At 54.8% G+C, this 16,801-nt stretch carries 16 protein-coding genes; 1 reads left to right on the forward strand and 15 read right to left on the reverse strand.

Translation table 11 applies throughout. From position 1 onward, the window contains the following. Window positions 1-6 precede the first annotated feature (6 nt). The 7 genes from IPN69_04955 to IPN69_04985 all read right to left on the reverse strand — a co-directional run bounded on the left by IPN69_04955 (window position 7) and on the right by IPN69_04985 (window position 8,081). Window positions 7-174 carry a hypothetical protein gene (locus IPN69_04955; GenBank protein ID MBK8810064.1) on the reverse strand — a complete coding sequence of 56 codons (168 nt, stop codon included), beginning with the start codon at window positions 172-174 and terminating at the stop codon, window positions 7-9. A 35-nt stretch (window positions 175-209) separates the two neighbouring features. Then, window positions 210-590, reverse strand: coding sequence for a hypothetical protein (locus tag IPN69_04960; protein MBK8810065.1), 381 nt, complete (start codon window positions 588-590; stop codon window positions 210-212). A 2-nt stretch (window positions 591-592) separates the two neighbouring features. Continuing rightward, complete coding sequence (locus tag IPN69_04965; protein MBK8810066.1) at window positions 593-1,717, reverse strand: CAP domain-containing protein; 1,125 nt, start codon at window positions 1,715-1,717, stop codon at window positions 593-595. 74 nt (window positions 1,718-1,791) lie between these two features. Continuing rightward, window positions 1,792-2,133: a response regulator transcription factor gene (locus IPN69_04970; protein MBK8810067.1), complete on the reverse strand. Its 342-nt coding sequence runs from the start codon at window positions 2,131-2,133 to the stop codon at window positions 1,792-1,794. Between the two features lie 183 nt (window positions 2,134-2,316). Further along, window positions 2,317-2,961: a response regulator transcription factor gene (locus tag IPN69_04975; protein ID MBK8810068.1), complete on the reverse strand. Its 645-nt coding sequence runs from the start codon at window positions 2,959-2,961 to the stop codon at window positions 2,317-2,319. Then, window positions 2,958-5,972, reverse strand: coding sequence for a hypothetical protein (locus tag IPN69_04980; GenBank protein MBK8810069.1), 3,015 nt, complete (start codon window positions 5,970-5,972; stop codon window positions 2,958-2,960). The genes IPN69_04975 and IPN69_04980 overlap by 4 nt, the downstream gene beginning before the upstream one ends. A gap of 348 nt (window positions 5,973-6,320) precedes the next feature. Continuing rightward, window positions 6,321-8,081, reverse strand: a complete 1,761-nt coding sequence (locus IPN69_04985) for a radical SAM protein (GenBank protein MBK8810070.1) — start codon at window positions 8,079-8,081, stop codon at window positions 6,321-6,323. Between the two features lie 120 nt (window positions 8,082-8,201). On the opposite strand from IPN69_04985, the gene IPN69_04990 reads away from it, so the two are divergent. Continuing rightward, window positions 8,202-8,918: a methyltransferase domain-containing protein gene (locus tag IPN69_04990; protein MBK8810071.1), complete on the forward strand. Its 717-nt coding sequence runs from the start codon at window positions 8,202-8,204 to the stop codon at window positions 8,916-8,918. A gap of 56 nt (window positions 8,919-8,974) precedes the next feature. On the opposite strand, the gene IPN69_04995 is transcribed toward IPN69_04990, so the two are convergent. The 8 genes from IPN69_04995 to IPN69_05030 all read right to left on the reverse strand — a co-directional run bounded on the left by IPN69_04995 (window position 8,975) and on the right by IPN69_05030 (window position 16,741). Then, window positions 8,975-10,525: an MBL fold metallo-hydrolase gene (locus IPN69_04995; GenBank protein ID MBK8810072.1), complete on the reverse strand. Its 1,551-nt coding sequence runs from the start codon at window positions 10,523-10,525 to the stop codon at window positions 8,975-8,977. A gap of 203 nt (window positions 10,526-10,728) precedes the next feature. Next, window positions 10,729-12,276, reverse strand: a complete 1,548-nt coding sequence (locus IPN69_05000) for a class I SAM-dependent methyltransferase (protein ID MBK8810073.1) — start codon at window positions 12,274-12,276, stop codon at window positions 10,729-10,731. Window positions 12,277-12,282: 6 nt separating this feature from the next. Next, window positions 12,283-13,737 carry a PHP domain-containing protein gene (locus IPN69_05005; GenBank protein MBK8810074.1) on the reverse strand — a complete coding sequence of 485 codons (1,455 nt, stop codon included), beginning with the start codon at window positions 13,735-13,737 and terminating at the stop codon, window positions 12,283-12,285. Window positions 13,738-13,747: 10 nt separating this feature from the next. After that, window positions 13,748-14,938, reverse strand: a complete 1,191-nt coding sequence (locus IPN69_05010) for an adenosylhomocysteinase (protein MBK8810075.1) — start codon at window positions 14,936-14,938, stop codon at window positions 13,748-13,750. Continuing rightward, window positions 14,931-15,458 carry a class IV adenylate cyclase gene (locus IPN69_05015; protein ID MBK8810076.1) on the reverse strand — a complete coding sequence of 176 codons (528 nt, stop codon included), beginning with the start codon at window positions 15,456-15,458 and terminating at the stop codon, window positions 14,931-14,933. The genes IPN69_05010 and IPN69_05015 overlap by 8 nt, the downstream gene beginning before the upstream one ends. Before the next feature lie 28 nt (window positions 15,459-15,486). Next, a complete protein-coding gene (locus IPN69_05020; protein ID MBK8810077.1) occupies window positions 15,487-15,807 on the reverse strand; it encodes a type II toxin-antitoxin system PemK/MazF family toxin in 321 nt (106 codons plus the stop codon). Further along, a complete protein-coding gene (locus IPN69_05025) occupies window positions 15,795-16,043 on the reverse strand; it encodes an AbrB/MazE/SpoVT family DNA-binding domain-containing protein (GenBank protein ID MBK8810078.1) in 249 nt (82 codons plus the stop codon). The genes IPN69_05020 and IPN69_05025 overlap by 13 nt, the downstream gene beginning before the upstream one ends. A gap of 89 nt (window positions 16,044-16,132) precedes the next feature. Next, window positions 16,133-16,741 carry a hypothetical protein gene (locus IPN69_05030; GenBank protein ID MBK8810079.1) on the reverse strand — a complete coding sequence of 203 codons (609 nt, stop codon included), beginning with the start codon at window positions 16,739-16,741 and terminating at the stop codon, window positions 16,133-16,135. Between the last annotated feature and the right edge of the window lie 60 nt (window positions 16,742-16,801).

A 16,801-nucleotide genomic window follows, 5' to 3' on the forward strand; every position in this document is an offset into this window, starting at 1 on the left:
ATTTTTCTATTCCGCGTTGATCGCGATCTTGTATTCAGTTCTTGTTTTCCCGTCGATCCGCGCGCTTCCCGCGAATGTCCCGAGCGGCATTTGGAACGACGATTGTCCGAACGCGGTGGCCGCGGAGGTCATCGCCAGTACAAAGAGCGCAAATATCAGAATCGTTGATTTCATTTCTTCGTTATTCCGCGACAGGCGCTGTTCGCCCGTTAATCAATTCCGACTTTCAAGGTGAACCTGCAACTCGGAAGATCGTCGTTTTGGACACGAATAACATAATCGTCCGTTCCCGGAAGTTCGTCGCGATATTCGGTCACCGGATCGGTCAACGATTGACCGGTCCCATTGTCGATTACGTCGAGCGTCACGCTCTCGCAAACCGAACTGACATTCGCCCAAAGCTCCTGTCCTTTCATCCCGCGCAGGATATACTCCTTCTTGCCGTACCGGCCAACTGTCCCGCTCAAAGTTGTTGACGATTTTCCTTTCGCGAACCGAACCCGAATCGGGGCTTGAAACGCGCTGACACTCGTGACAATGAATGTGACCGCGACGGTCGCAATCATCAGTTGTATCGTTTTCCTTTTCATTTTTATCTCACCGTTGCCTCTGAACTGATCAATACTTCGCCGTTGAGCCTAACTTCGATCTTGTACGTTCCCGGAAGTACTTTGCCCGTCGCTCCGGCCTGGCCGGTGACCGTGAAACTCATCGCTCCGCTGCCTTTCAAATCGTCGAAATTCTCTGATCCGAAGAATTTGCCATTCAAGTACTTGCGGATCTGAATCGTGAATGGCGCTTCTGACGGATTATCGAAGGCAAATTCGCCTTTTAGTTCATCGATGTTTGACTTGGTGAATGACGTCGAATAGTTGTCCTCACCGGTCAGAAACTTGAGCGACGTGAATTTCAAACCGTCGGGTTTTTCCGATTTCGGGCCTTCGGAATCCTTCGCCAACGGATTCCCGAAGACCGAACACGTATAGTAATAGCCGGGCTTTTTCTGTGATTTCGCGAAGGCGAATCCGACGTTTTTGAACTCCTGCCCCTCCAACGAAAGGAACGGACGAAAATGCGTATTGCTGCTCGCCCATCCCATCATGGAGTCTCCGCCCAGAAGGCTCAGATCCGACCAGTCGCCTTCGCCGGTCGCTTCGGTTCCGGCGTTTCCTTCGTAGCCGAATTTGCTGGTTCGCAACCACGGATGCTGCATATCAGTAAACTGAGTGCCGCCGATATCGACGGCGTCGTGTCCGCCTTTGTCGTACTTCGCCATCAGGTCGGCGAACCACTGACAGGCTTGGTTGAGCTGATCGCTGAGTTCCATCGGCGTCAGATTCCGCCCCCGGCGAACGCGATTTAGCGTTTCAATGAATCCGGTTCGCGGATCCGAATAATTGATGTTGCCGACCGTCGTGGTGTGATTTGACGAACTCGCAATGACCTCTTTGATGATCTGATTGCTGTCTGCCTCACGGACACGAAACGCTTGTCCTGTTTGAACATTCGCGTTGAACGCTCGTCCGGGTTCGACCGACTCGCCGTCGGTTTCCTTGCATTTGTCGTCGACCCATTTGACCGAAAACGACTTTTCGGTCGCGTTGCGGATGTAAATCTTTACTTCCGAACCGTCGCCCGGCTTCGTGCAGACGGTCTGCGCGACCGAGAATGTAGCTGAAACGACGATGATAGCGATTGCGATTGGAATTGATTTCATTGATTTTGATTGCTGATTAACTTCAAGTTATTTTTTGACCGTCGGATCGATTTGAAATCCGACCTCGTGCTTTTCTAATGCTCCCCGATCAATCGACGCAACGGCATCAGATCCTGCTTCCCGCAAAAACCATTGGCTCCCGCGTCGATCGCGGCTTGTCGCGTTTTCGCGTCCGTGTGATCGGTGACAATTACAATTTTTGTTTCAGGAAGAAACCTCTTTATCTTGCGTGTCGCCGTCAGACCGTCCATCGGCCTCATACTGACGTCCATCAAAACCCATTCGGGATGATGAACCACACAGGCTGAGATGGCCTCGGTTCCATCGGCGCATTCGACGATATCGCCGTCCAGGTCTTCCACCAGACTTCGGATCATTCTCCGAACTTGCTTGTTGTCATCGACGATCAAAAGCATCACGGGATCGATTATCGCGGCTGCGCCGGCAGGAAGACAGAGAGTTGGTACTCAATTCGGGATGAGTGGGTCTACTCAATTTTGGGTAAGTATCGACCGCGGGAGTCGAGAGCGGCGGAGGAGAAGCAAATCCGTAGCAGATTGTCGTCAGTGTTCAGAACCGAAGCGGGTTCTATCCCCGACTCACACATTTCCCTGATTCTGAAGGGCAAACTTCACCAGCGCGTTGCTTCCGCTGACACCGAGCTTCTGACATATGTTGTAGCGGTGATTTTCCACGGTGCGGTGACTTATGCACAGGTCATCGGCGATCTCGCGGCTCGTCTTGTATTCGGCGATCTGCTTGAGGACCGTTCGTTCCATCGGTGTCAGATCATCAACGCCGCCGGATCTTCTCGGATTGCGCGTCGCACGCTTAAAAAGATATGTCGTCACCGCCGGACTGGTGAAATTCTGTCCGTTTGCGACCGCCTGAAGACAATTGACGATGTCGGTCGCCGCGCTTTCCTTCAGAACATAGCCTTTCGCGCCGAGATCCATTGCCTTGTTGAACATCGCCTCTTCAGAATGCATCGTCAGAAACACGATCTCGCAGCCGATCCCTCTCGTTTGAATTTCCTTTGCAAGCGCAAAGCCCGTCATCTTCGGCATATTTACATCCAGCACGAGGATGTCCGGAACTTCGTTCTCGATATGTTTCAGCGCCGCCTCTCCGTCAGTCGCTTCGGCAACGATACTGAACCGGCGTTCACCCTCGATGATCTGCTTCAATCCCGATCGAAAAATCGGATGATCGTCGGCAATTATTACTTTGATCGGTTCGGTCATTTCTTAAGATCCACAACCAGACTGACCGTGGTTCCCTTTCCCTCCGTTGATCGTATTTCGTATTCGGCGTTCAGCATTTTCGCGCGTTCGGCGATGCCCGCGAGTCCGAGCCCTCGGATTCCGGCTTCATACCCGACGACGAATCCGCGGCCGTCGTCTTTGATGGATAAATGCAGATTGCCGTTGTTTCTGAAAATCCTTATTTCGGCCTCTCGTGCGCCGGAATGTTTGAGGATGTTGTTGAGCGACTCCTGCACGACCCGGTATAGATTTATCTCATTTTCCTTTGTCAGCGTTTCATCGACATTATCGATCTCTGTCATAAAGTGAATATCCGAAGCCTTTTCGGCCTGCTCGATCATTGTTTCGAGCGCCGTCTTCAAGCCCAGATGTTCGAGTTGATACGGATGAAGGTTATGCGCGATCTGCCGGACCTCGTTTATCGAATCGGCGGCCGAATCCGAGATCTCGCTGAGCTGCTCAAGAACACGCTCGTGATTATCCGGGGAATTCAGGCTCATTAGCGCGCGGTTCCGAATCACGATCAGGCTTTGACCGATCGAATCGTGCAGCTCGACGGCGATCCGTTTGCGTTCCTGTTCCTGATAATCGATCAATTGCAGTGTAAAAGCCTCCTGAAACTCATTGATTTTCCGCAGTTGCGAGAGGCGATACCGATAGATCAGCCAGGCCACGGCGAAGATCGCCAAAACGCAGAGCGCGTAAAACACCCATGTTTTGTAGTACGGCGGAAGCACCCGAACGGCTATAGTCCGCCCCTCTTCAGACCAGACTCCCTCGCCGTTGTCAGCGATCACGTGAAAAGTGTAATTGCCCGGCGCGATATGAGGATAAAACGCGGTTCGGCGGGTGCCCGCATCGAACCAATCGGCGTCAAGCCCGTCGAGTTTGTATCGGAACCTCACCTGATTCGGACGGTTCCAGCTTATCGCGCTGAACCGGATCTCGAGATTCTCCTGTCCGGGGCCGAGTTCCGGACTCGAACCGAACGGGATCGGCTTGTCATCGATCATGATCTGCTCGATCATAATCGACGGCGGCGTTTTTCCGAGCCGCGCCGGATCAACGACCGCAACGCCCTTGATCGTCGGAAACCAGAGCCGTCCGTCGGGACCGCGCGCACCGGCCGGGTTGGCACCGTTGCATTCGCGGCTGAACATTCCGTCGGCGCTCCCGTACGCGAAAGAGTCTACCGACTTTCGCTTGCCCTCGAGAAACCCTTCAAGCTCGTCGATCCGAACACGGTAGATTCCTTTGTTTCCGCTCATCCAGAGATTTCCGGCAGCGTCTTCGAGGATCTGAAACGCGAGATTGTCGTAGAGCCCGTCTTTCGAACTTACGGACGCGAACTTCCCGTCACGGAACCGGTAAAGGCCGTCACCGTGCGTGCCGATCCAGATGTTGCCCCGAACGTCTTCGCGGAACGACAAGATGTGCCTCGCGTTGAAACCGTCGGCGGCCGTCGGCGTCGTGATTCTGCCATCGTAAAAACGGCTTAATCCGTTACGCGTGCCGATCCAGACGGTGCCGTCGGAAGATTCGAAGAGCGCGGTCACATAATCGTCGGCGAGTCCGTCGGGCTTTCTAAACGATTGTTGGGTGCCGTCCGAAGCGATCACGGTCAAACCTTCATAAGGGTTCGCGTACCAGAATCTTCCGTTTCGATCGGTGATCGAAGCAGCCATCGACTTTCCCGTGACCGGACTCCGGACAGTCACGAGCCGACCGGTAAGACCGTCATATCGAACCTTCATCGACCGGAACCCGCGGCTGTGCGAGAGAAGCCAGAGACTCCCGTCCGGATTCTGACTGATACTGTTTATTCCACGCAGATCCTCGCCGTTCGGGCCCTTGACGCTCGCGATCCGGTCGCCCTCGAACCGGGCAAGTCCTCCTTCGGTTCCGATCCAGATCGCACCTGATGAGTCGGCGAATACGGCGGAAACCATTTCGTCCGGCAACCCCTCGGCCTTTGTCATAACCTCGATCTGGGGTCGTCGAAGCAATACGAGTCCGCCGCCATTGGTGCCAAGCCAAACGTCGCCGGACTCGCCTGTAAACAACGCTTGGATCTCGTCGTCGATAAGTCCGGATTTGGTGGATACGGCTTGGAAACTGTTCCATATGTATCGGTAGAGTCCACCGCCGGCGGTACCGACAAAGATCGCACCGTCCGGATCGGAGGCGATCGACAAAACCTCCTCCGAGCCGAAGCCGTCGGCGTCATCAAAGATGCGGATAGTTCCGTCCACCTTGATCTGGCGAAGTCCGCTTGCGCCTCCGAACCAAATTCTCCCGGCTCGATCGACGAAGATCGCTTCAATCTGGTCGTCCGCAGCGAGAACCGTGAGTTTTCCGTCGTCGAATTTCACCAACCCGCGATTGGTGCCGATCAGGATCTTCCCGGAACCGTCCTCGCCAATCGCGTTGACAAAATTGTCGGGAAGTCCGTCGGCGGTTGTGAGCGGAACGAAACGGTTGTTTGAAAAACGGTTCAAGCCTCCGCCGTCGGTGCCGATCCAAATTTCTCCCCGCGAATCTTCAAAAATGCACTTGATATGCGAATCCGACAATCCGTCGTTGGTTGAATAATTCCTGAAAACACCGTCGCGAAAGGTTGTCAGGCCGCCGCCATGAGTTCCGATCCAAAGCGTTCCGTCACGCGAGACATGCAACGCTTGAACATTGTTGCTTTTGATTTCAGTTGTGTTTCCGGTGTCGAAAGCCGTGAACCGAACGCCGTCGAAACGCGCGACGCCTTCGGCGATCGCAAGCCAAAGATATCCGTCAGGTGTCTGGACGATCGCGCTGATACCGTTCTGCGGAAGCCCATGCTGATCCTGCCAAACAAATTGTCGGTAGCGGTCGAAAATCGTCTCATGCCCGATGATCTGAGCATTGGCCTGCGCGGAAACGGCGAGGCCCAGCGCGATCGCGGCAAGCGCAATTCGGCAACGGCGGACAATTATCGATTCTGAAACTTTCGGCATTGATTCTGGCGGATTTGGAGATTTAACCACAAGACGGGATTGGCATCAAGCGGTATCAATGAGTCGGAATTTCGGACCCGGAATCAATCCCGTCCTAAACGCTTTTGATTCAAGAACGGTGCCGATGTCGCTGTTCATACGAAGGCGAAATAATCAAAAGCAACACAGAACAGATGAACTGCTCGCAGATTCCGCGGGCCTCGAAACGGGTCTTATGAAACCAGGTATGCAATAGAAAACCCGAACCGGACGCAGTGTCAATAGAACACATTTCGGCAGACGTGCCGGAAATGAAAGCGTCAATTTGGGATTCGTCCTGAGACAATGTCGCGGAGATCAAAACATCCGTCATGCAGCTTCTTTGCTTCTCGCTTTTTCGTTCCTGTTAACCTTTTCGACGAACTTGTGCGCCGCAGCGGATTGAAAAAGCTCGAGCGTTTCGGTTTCATTGTCGGTCACGGGCTCAAGCGCGGTATCCATATATTCGAACCGCGCCGGATCTTTGCGGACCTTGCGATAGATCAAACGAAACCGCGAATAGAGCGCGATCCACCTCAGCTGTTTTGTTAGAGTTTCGAAAAAGGTCCGCGGATAAAAGACCAGCGGGTTTTCCAAAGCCATCCCCGAGCGACGCGTTTTGCGATGTTTGCGGCGCAGAAACCCGCCTTCGAGCGGATGAATGCGCTCGATGTCGATGCACCCTGTAAACCAGGTGATGAAGAACATCGTCTTTCCCGGACTCGTGCCGGTCGCGATCGCGCGGCGCAGAACGGTCTCGATGTGCTCGTCGGTGTAATACGTTTTCCAGGCCTTGCGGTAAGCCGCTTCCCATTCCGCCTTCGACATCCGCGGATGTCCGGTGACCGCGTGGTTCAGATCGTACTTATTGAGATCTTCGTCCATCGCGATGCCCAATTCGAAAAGCCTTTTGTGATCGGCGGATCCCGGAAGCGGCGTGAGATAAAAGAACTCGAGCAGATCGACAGGAAGTTCCTTTTTGATGATCTCGATGTCGCGCAGAACCGACTCTTCGGTATCATCGGGGAAGCCGAGAATATAACCGCAATAAGTAACGATTCCGACCTTTTTCCAGGCGAGCAGCATCGCCCGGTAGTCGGTGATCTTGTTCTGGCGTTTGCTGGCGCCCATCAGGCTGTCAGGGTTGATGTTCTCGAGCCCGATGAAAACGCGCTTGACGCCCGCGCGCTTGCACTTTTCAATGAAATTCGGCAGTTTGTGACAAAGCGTGTCGACCTGGATGATGAAGCTGATGTTCAGTTTTTCGACTTCTCGCAGTTGAATCAGACGGTCGAGAATGATCTCCCAGTCCTTGTTCCGAGCGAAATTGTCGTCGGTGATAAAAAACGAATGCAGTCCCTGCGCGACGTTTGCGCGGACGATGCGTTCGATGTCTTCCGGCGAACGGCGGCGGGATTTTCGGCCCTGGACATTGATGATCGTGCAAAACGAGCAAGTGAACGGGCAACCGCGTCCGGCATCGAAACTTGTCGTCGCGCCGGCGGTCAAATGGACGCGTTCAGCCGGAAGCAAAGGCGTCGCGACGTTCTCGATGTTCGGAAGATCGTCCATAAAGTTGTAGATCTCCGAAAGTTTTCCCTCGGCGGCGTCCTTGAGAACCTGTCCGAGGCGGCCTTCCGCCTCGCCCGCGAAAACGGAAACGCCGATGTCGAGCGCCTTTTGAACATATGGGTCACGCGTCGGAAGCATCGCCATCGTTCCCGAGACGTGAAATCCGCCGATGGCGGTTTTTATGTTTCTTTCGCGAAGCGGACGCGCGATGTCGATGGCGCGGGGAAACTGGTTCGACTGTACGCCGACGAGCATTACCATTCCGTCGTCCGCGCGTTCGATCAATGACGCGATCTTTCTGTCATCGATATGGGTGTTGGTTTCGTCGAAGGCGTGAATCTCGAATTCAACATCATCTCCTAAGATCTTCTGATCGCGGCATTCGAGCGCGAGTCCGTACAGGCACGCCAGCGAGTTCGCGGGAATCGCCGACCGATACCATTGGATAACGTATCCGTCCTCGTCGTAATGCGACGGCTTGATCAAGACCAGCGTGAATTTTCGGCGAGTTTTCGACATCGTGCAGTTTGGCTATGATTCTATATCGCTCACGACATCGTGTCTATGAGAACTGCTCCGCGAATTCGAATTGCATTTCGATTCGTATGCGCCGGCGAATCACGCTAAGATTCAGTTTCAATGTTCAAAACGCGAAGCTTGAAACTCGAACGCATTGACACCGGCGACTACACGCCGGCCGAATATGATCGTTTTCTCGAGGAAATTGGGCTCGTGAACCGATTCGCCGGCGATACCCGTGCGCTTCGACGAACGTTGTTGAGGGAAATCAAGCGTTTGAGACTGGATGAGTTCAGTATCCTCGATGTCGGCGCCGGATCGGGCGAACTGTTGCGAACGATCGCGAATTTCGCCAACGATTCGGGGCGAACCGCGAGGCTGACCGGGCTCGAACTTAACGCGCGGTCGGCGCGGTCGATCGCGGAAGAATCAGCGGATTTCGGGGAAATCTCGGCGGTTCGGGCCGATGCTTTTTCGCTGCCGTTCGCGGATGATTCGTTCGATTACGCGATCTCGTCGCTATTCACACATCATCTGACGAATCCGGCGATCATCTCGGTTATCAGGGAAATGTCGCGCGTCGCGCGTCGCGGCGTGTTCATCATCGATCTGCACCGCCATCCGCTGGCGTTCGCCGCCTACAAGGTTTTCTGCGCTGCGTTCCGTATCAGCCGGCTCGTTCGCGAGGACGGGGCGCTTTCGATCCTGCGGAGTTTCAAACCAGCGGAATTGACCGATCTGGCAGAACTCGCCGGTGTCGGCGAGTTTCAAGTGATCCGTTCAATGCCGTTTCGATTGGTGCTGCACCTGAATCTTCGTGCGCAAAGGCAGGCCTGAAAATAAGACCGTTCGTGTTTTTTTGTTTGGCGGGCAAACCTCTCTCAATGCGGAATTCAGGCGTTTTGCTTGTCTTCGTCGATCTTCGCGAGATGTGCCGAGACGGAAGCCGCGGCGAGCCGGAAAAGAGCCGGATCGATCTCGGGATAAATAATCTTTGCAATGTCTTCGGCGGACTCGGCTCCGTTTCCGAGAGCGTTTAGTATTTGCTTCTCACGATGAGCGCGGTGTGAAATGTACTGATCGATCTTGCCTTTGGCGTCAAAAATGGCCGCGCCGTGCGATCCGGCGAGAAAGCGCAATCCGGGAAGTTCGCGCATTCGCCGAAGCGACCTCAGATAGTCGTTCATATGTCCTTCGGGCGGAGCGATGACGACCGTTCCGGTGCCGACGACATTGTCGCTCGAAAGCAGAAATCGCATTTCGCGATCGTAGAAGGCGAGATGCCCGCGCGCGTGACCGGGCGTGTGGAGGATTTCGAGTTTGAATGAAACCCCGTTCGCATCGACTAGTTCGACCGCCTCGCCGTCTTGAAGGGATTGCTGAAACTCGACCTTGCCTTTTAGACTCTCGATCGTCAATGCTTGTCCGGCGATCGGAACTCTCATTCCGAACTTCGTTGCAAGATGCTTCTGCAACGCCATTTCGCCGCCGAAGTGATCGTTGTGGAGGTGCGAGACGATGATCGACCGGCAGATGCAGCCCGATTCGATGTACTTCCCGATCAGTTCGAGCAGTTTCGACTGTTCTTCTTCGTACGGCGAAGCCGCGTCGATGACGACGAACTCGCGTTTTCCGACAACGAAGCAATTCGTATGCGTCGCCGGCGGCAGGGTTTTCGTTCGCAAAGGGATGCAGACGAGCCGGGGATTCAATTCGATGAACTCGATGTTCCCGCCGCAGGCGCTGGATTTTTCAAGGAGTTCTTCGCCGCGGATACGCAAAGTCGTGGAGAATCTTGGATTGCCGTCTTCGATGCGATCCTCCGAATCTTGCTTTTCGCTTTGCGTTTCTCCATTCCCAGCGAGTGCCTTGAGTGAGATGAGAACCGGCGGCGAGATCAGAACTTCCGACCGTTCCCATTGTTTCAGCGCCGCGACTGCCGCAATGAATTCGATGTTTTCGAGTTCGCTGATCGCCGCATACGGAGTCTGTTTCGGCGGACATTGCGCGATAAAGAATCGCGTCTTGAATCGAACCGGCGAAAATTGCGGCGTCGTCCAGAATCCCGTGTAGATAAAATCGGCGGCATCGATCCACAGGCCCCAGTCCGCGAGGATCTCGCCGAACTTGCTTCGCCCCGAAATGAGATCGTCGTGGAGCGAAAAACGCTGCCCCTTGGTCAGCTTTTCTCCGCCGCGGACGAGCAACACGCCGACCTCCTCAAACACCTCGCGCACCGCGCAGGCGAGCATCGCGGACATTTCCGCGTCGTCGCAGTTCTCGACGTTGATTGCCCGGTCTTCGGGATCGGTCTTGCCGCCCGGAAAGGCGTGAAAACCGCCGAGGAACTTAAGATTCGGATTGCGCCGCGCCCAGAGCACCTGGTCGCCGCGAACCAAAATCACCGCAGCCGCGTCTTTTGGAGTTACAGGTTGAAATTCCACAAATTCAGATTAGTAGGAAGGCGTGTAACAATCAAAATGAGTTTCGGATTTGATTCGCGATTGCGGCGGCGGGCGCTCTTTCACGAAGGATAAATTGAGAATCGGAAAGCGAATCGCTTCCCGATTCCATCAAACAGCCATTTTTCGCGTTTTTGGCGTGTTTTCGGGGGAAAGAGAATCTCCGGCTCACAATCTCGACCGGTTCACTCAAACATTCCGAGCTTTGCCAGTTGGAAGAGGCTCTCGTCGATCCATTCCGGAAGATTCTTCAACAGCTCGGCCTTGTCTTCGAGATCGTCCGACGCTTCGACGAACGCTCTGAGATCCGTCTTGAGTTCCGCTTTTGAACGTTTGCCGTCGAGTAATTCAAGGAGCCGGCGCGAAACCGCGTCTTCGACCTTGACGTCCAGGTTGAGCATCGTGAGGACGTTGTTGGCTTGCGGCAGCTGCCAGCGCGCGAGCGAGTTCGTGACCGGACGGTCGGGCACTTCCTGCGACGCGGCCGGTTGAAAAAGGTGAAGTTCGATCAGCGCGGTGCTCTGGCAAAGCTGCATAAAGATCGACTCCGCGATCGCGAACTGTTCATCCCAATCGTCTGCCGCGAAGCCCCGCCTGACGATCTCGTCGCGCGCACATTCCAATAGTTCCGTGAAATCGATCGCGCGTCCCCAGATCCGGCCGAGTTCGACCAAGGCCCCCTTCGTCAACGGGTGATCGATCTCGATTCCGAGGCCCTTTGAGCCGACGAACTTCTCGATTTTCGCCGACGCGAGTTCCGGGTTCGGAGAGGCCGCACGGATTGACGAGGCCACCTTGAATTCGCGAATTCTAGAAGGTTGCGGATCGCGTTCGAGTTTGATCCCGGCCCGGCAAAAAAGCGTCTGGCGGAAAATTCGGCCGCGGAAGAAATCCAGATACTGCTCCCGTTCGATCGGGTCGTCGATCGATTCGACGAATCCGCGCGCGTCAGGCGGCAGGCTGCCGGTTCCCATCGCGTGAAGTTCGGCCTCGGCGAGATATTGAAGGTCGTGCTTTTGCAACATTTCCGCGAACTCGTGAAAGTAATAGGCGCGATTCAGGTCGGAAAGATCGTCGTGAAAAATGTCGGCTGCATCGTGTTCGAAATGGCGTTTTAGCTCGCTGCTGAGAATCGGACGATAGATGTCGCGGTCGGTCGTGTTCTCGCTCAAAAAAGACAGGAACGAGATCGCCTTGCCGACCTTCTCGAGCGGCTCGGCGATCTTTCGGGTATGGAACCGAAGCATCTCCTGAACCATTTGCCGGTAATGCGCGCCGGGAAGAGCGTTGTAGCTGATATATCCGACGCCGTTTTCAGCGAGCATTTCCCGGCAAACCTCAAGAACCCGGTCGCGGACGAACTCGGGCACCCACGAAAAAAGGCCGTGCGCAATGATGTAATCGAATCTCCCGAACTCCCCGACGGTCATTTCCGCAACATCCATTTGGCGGAAATCCGTGTTCGCGAGTCCGAGTTCGGCCGCGCCGCGGTTCGCGTCGTCGATGTGATTCTGCGCGAGATCGACGCCAACAAACTTCGCGTCCGGCAAGTGAAAGGCGTGTGAGATCAGATTGCTGCCGTTGCCGCAGCCGAGCTCCAGGACGCGGCAAGTCTCGACCGCCGGCGCGCTGACTCCAAAGAATGCGGCGTGCGCGGCCAGGCGATCGGGATGCATCTGCAAGAAGAACTTGCTCGGATATGGCATTACATCGTACGAAAATATTTCTTTCATAGGTCCTCAACGAAAGTAGATCGGATTTGTCATAGCCAACATTTTGCCGTCGCGCGCCCGTATTTCAAGTCGCGCGTATGTCGCCATTTCCGGTTTGAATTCAAATGAGAGCTTCTGCCGTTCGCTGACGGATTGGTCACGGATGACTATTCCGCCTGAAACAACCAACGCGCGTGCGTCGGCCGGAAATCCGTCGATCTCGATCTCGATCTCGGTTCGCTCCACCGGCGCAGTTTCGCCGACCGAACGGTCGCCGGCCGTGAACATTATCCTGTGCCTCGGGTTTTCGGCGATAAAAACGCGGCCCGAACGGATCGCTTCGAAGATCGCCGCCTGTGTGAGCTTTCGCGCGGCGACAAAAATCGACGGATCGCCGAGACGGAGATTAGTCGGATACGGACTAGCCTCGTACGGCGGTTGATGCGAATCGCTCGATCCGACCGCGGTGATCATTCGTCCGTTCTGCAGCAAGGAATCCCAGATCTTCAGCGCGGCCTCATCGTCCGCATCCCACGTCGCGTTCCAGATCTCGACCGAATCGAGCGTCTCCCAATCCTTGTCGTACGTCCAACTGCATCCGCCGCATACCATCGTCGGATGGTTGACGGAGGCGAGCCCGCCGAATCTGCGCGTTTCATTGAGGATCGAAAAGCCGCTTGCGGGCATCCCCGGAATGAGTCTGAAGTCGACCCACCGGCCCGAAGGCAGTCCCCAAACGTTGATATGTCCGCCGTACGTTGTGACTTCCTCCCCGCGGATGATGAGCAATTCGGGAAAATCATCGCGCAGGGCGTCGATCTCCGCGTGGTGCGAAAACGTGTTGTGTTCGGTCAGTGCGACGAAATCGAGTCCATTCGCGCGCGCCGACCCGAGCGCACCTTTGACGCTCCAACTACCGTCTCCGTGAAACGTATGCGCGTGCAGGTCGCCGCGAAACCAGGTGTTCCCGTTTTCTCGGGTCAGCGGAAAGATCGGCCGATTGCCGTCTTCGGTGAATGTCTTCGAACGCTCGAACTCCAGGCGTCGTTTGGATTCACGATCGATCGAGTTGAAGACAATTCCGATCTTCAACTCGACGCCCTCGGGCGCAACGCGGGCCCGACCGACGACCAGACGCCATTTTCCGGCGCGGATCGGACCCGCCTGATATCCGTTCGAGGCTTCGTCAAGCGCGAGGAAGAATCGGTCACGAATCGCACCGCTCCAACCGCGAAAGCCGCGTTTGTCCGAGTTTGATCCCGAAAACCGTTGATCGAACAGACCAAAATCGAGGCGATTCAGCGATTTGTCGTAGCTCACCGAAACCGAGATCGATCTTGTTCTCGCGGGCACATCGAACGGCACGTAAACGTAAGGATTCTCGTCCGCTTTCGTCGGCACGACCCGAATCGACAGGTTCGTCTGCGCCGCCGCAGAAAGCGTCGAGAGCACGAACAGGGCGAACAATATTTTGAATCTCATAACGTTTAAGTCAACGCGTCCAAGCCGCGAGGGCCATCTGCGAAACGACACGTTCGACTTCGGCGGGAACGTTCTGCGGCGTTCGCGACATCGATCCGGCGTTTCGAACGAGATGTTCAAGACTCAGTGTTTGGAGCGCGAGTCCAAGGTCCATAACCTCGATCGGATTGCCGTCGGCTCCGGCAAGATTCACCGGCCGACCACGCGCCAGCAGGAAAAGTTTCCGGCCGTCGGCGAATTCAAACCTTTCGATGTTGCTCCGGATCTCTTCGCTTCCGGCCGCTGCGGCCCGCAATCCCTGTACGTCCATTTCGAACTCGAAATGGCCCGCGTTGACAAGGATCGCTCCGTTTTTCATTTGCGCAAAATGGTCCGTCGTCAAGATTCCGTTGCGCCCGGTAACGGTGATTATCATATCGTTCGCAGATATTGCTTCATCAAGAGCGGCGATATGGAAGCCTTCAAGATGCGCGTCGAGTTGGGTTAGCGGGTCGAGCTCGACGACCGTGACGTGAGCGCCGAGATTGCGGAGGCATATCGCGACGCCGCGTCCGCAATATCCGTAGCCGATCACCGCGATCCGCATTCCGCCGATCAAAACATTCGTGCAGCGCATAATCCCGTCGACAACCGATAGTCCGACGCCGTACCGGTTTTCGATGATTCTCTTCGACTGCGAATCGTTGATGACGATCGTCGGGAACGACTGTTTGTGAAGTTCCCCGCGGAGACGAAATCCTCCGGAGGTGGTCTCTTCGGTCGCGCCGATGATCTGCGACGGCGAGAATCGCGAATCGCGGTGCAACAGAAAGTGCAGATCGGCACCGTTATCGGCGATCAGATCGGGTTTTGAGGCGAGAACATCGGCGCAATATGACAGGTGGTCATCGAAGGATTCATCGCGGCGGGCGAAGACGCGGACACCGAGATCGACGGCGAGCGTCGCGGCGACTTCGTCCTGCGTCGTTCCGGGGCTACCGGTGATCGCGATCTCGGCGCCGCCGGCGACGAGTGTTTCGATCCAGATCCCGGTCTTCGCCTCGACGTGCAGACAGATGCCGAGCCTCAAACCGGCGAACGGTTGATCGCGTTTGAGCCGCGCTTTTAGCTCGCGCAGGATCGGCATCCGTTCACGGACCCATTCGAGCCGCGCGCGGCCGGCCGCAGCGAGTTTGGGGTCTGCTATTGCGTGTTCAGTCATTGAGTTTGGATGTCAGAATCAGGTCGCTGTATGATTCGGAAACATAATCCGAATGTTTGATCTCAAACAGCTCCGCATATTTGCGGCATTGACGTTCGAGCGTTTCGATCCCGATCGATCCGTCGCGGTCGATCGCCTCGACTTCGACGAATGTCCCTAATCCGTCGAGCCGGTCGAAATGAAATTTGACGTTTTCGATGAAATAGATGCGGCGACGCTTATCGACGACGACCTTGACGCCGAGGCTCCTTTTCAACATCTCTTTCAGATCGGCGTTGGGCTGATGTTCGTAAAGCAGGATTGACGATTGTTTCGCGCCGGTTTTGTCGGCACGTTCGTAATGGATCAGGGCATTTTCAATGTTTCCTTCACGCAGTTTGAGCCGGCCCCTCGCGACATTGAAATAGGTGTCGATCTGGCGATCTTCACCGCCGAATCGAGGGTTGAAATAAAGCAGACGTTGTTCGAGTGCGTCGATATCTGCCGCGCGCGCTTTGAATTCAAAATTTAGAATCGCCATTTGATGTTATGACAGCAAGGCCGAAAACTCAGTGAGCGAAGATCTCGAGCAACGTTCCGACGATCGAATCCTCCACCTCGCGCCCGACTACGCCGATCTTCTTTGTCAGTCGCGATTTTTCGACCGTTTGGATTTGGTCGAGAACGATCGTTCTTTCGTTTCCGAGAAAATCGAACGGCACGCGCGTCGGATACTTTCGCGTCACGCTTGAAACGGGCGCTATGATCACCGATTCGAGGTGCGCATTTATTTCGTTTGGGGAAACAACGACGCACGGACGTGTGTCCTTCGCATCGGGTGTGTCGTCCATATTAAGTAAATAGACATCGAAACGCTTTACCATCGCCAGTTCTCCCGCAGCGTTTTGGGTGAACTGCCTTCGATCAGCATATCGTCGTCGTTGTTCTGCGCCATTTGTTGGAAAGCCTCGTCCCAATTCTCACGGGGACGCGTCGATTTCCTGATCATGATTCCCTGATCGCAGACTTCGAGATCGACTTCGCCCGAAAGACCGGATTGATCGAGCAGGATCTTGGGGATCCGGATGCCTTGCGAGTTTCCGATGGCGACGATGTTCGCTTTCATAGCTACAATGTAATTACAATTGTGCGATTTGTCAACGTAATTACATTGTAAGCATATTTCAGTTCACAAAAGCGAATGAAACTATCGTACTATCGCACAAACTTCCCGTTCAAGAAATTCTCGAGTTCCTTGCCCGCAAGCTTCCAGGCCGAAACGAATATATTTTGCCCGTCAACCATAATGAAAAGATTGGCCTCCGGGTTGAAATACACGGTATGCGCGACTTTTCTGTAATTAACGTTCTCGTATCGAACCGTCGCATCGGCATTGAGGTGGTCGAGCAAAATCAGCTTCCACTCTGCAAGTGCGGCCTTTGAGTAGTTTTTCGTAATGCCAAAATCCTTGGCGTGCTTGAACTTCGTTTGCAGTTGCAGATTCGTGAATCGTATTTCCTCAGGCCCTCTGACAAAACGTCCGCCGGCTTCGTCTTCGTCATTTTCGAGCCGCCAAACTTCGTCGTCTCCTTCTTCTTCATCGGATTCGTCGACTTGATTGTTGCTGTTTCCGGCCGGCGGCGTCGGCGTAACCGCGATTCGACCGAACGGCGCGCCGTCCTGTGATGAATTATCGGCCGAGACGATCGAGTTCAGCCCCCCAATCAGAAGAAAGCCGAAGAACAATATGAAAACAATAAGTGCGGTGCCCCGAACGGAATTCTCCGAGCCGCGTCCAGATCTTCCTTCAAATAATCTACCCATATCTTCTCCTCGTTGATAAATTAGAGCCGGAAAAGCCCTGCTGTTCTTTACAACGCGATC

It is taken from the genome of Acidobacteriota bacterium (genome assembly GCA_016715115.1).
GTDB lineage: Bacteria > Acidobacteriota > Blastocatellia > Pyrinomonadales > Pyrinomonadaceae > JAFDVJ01.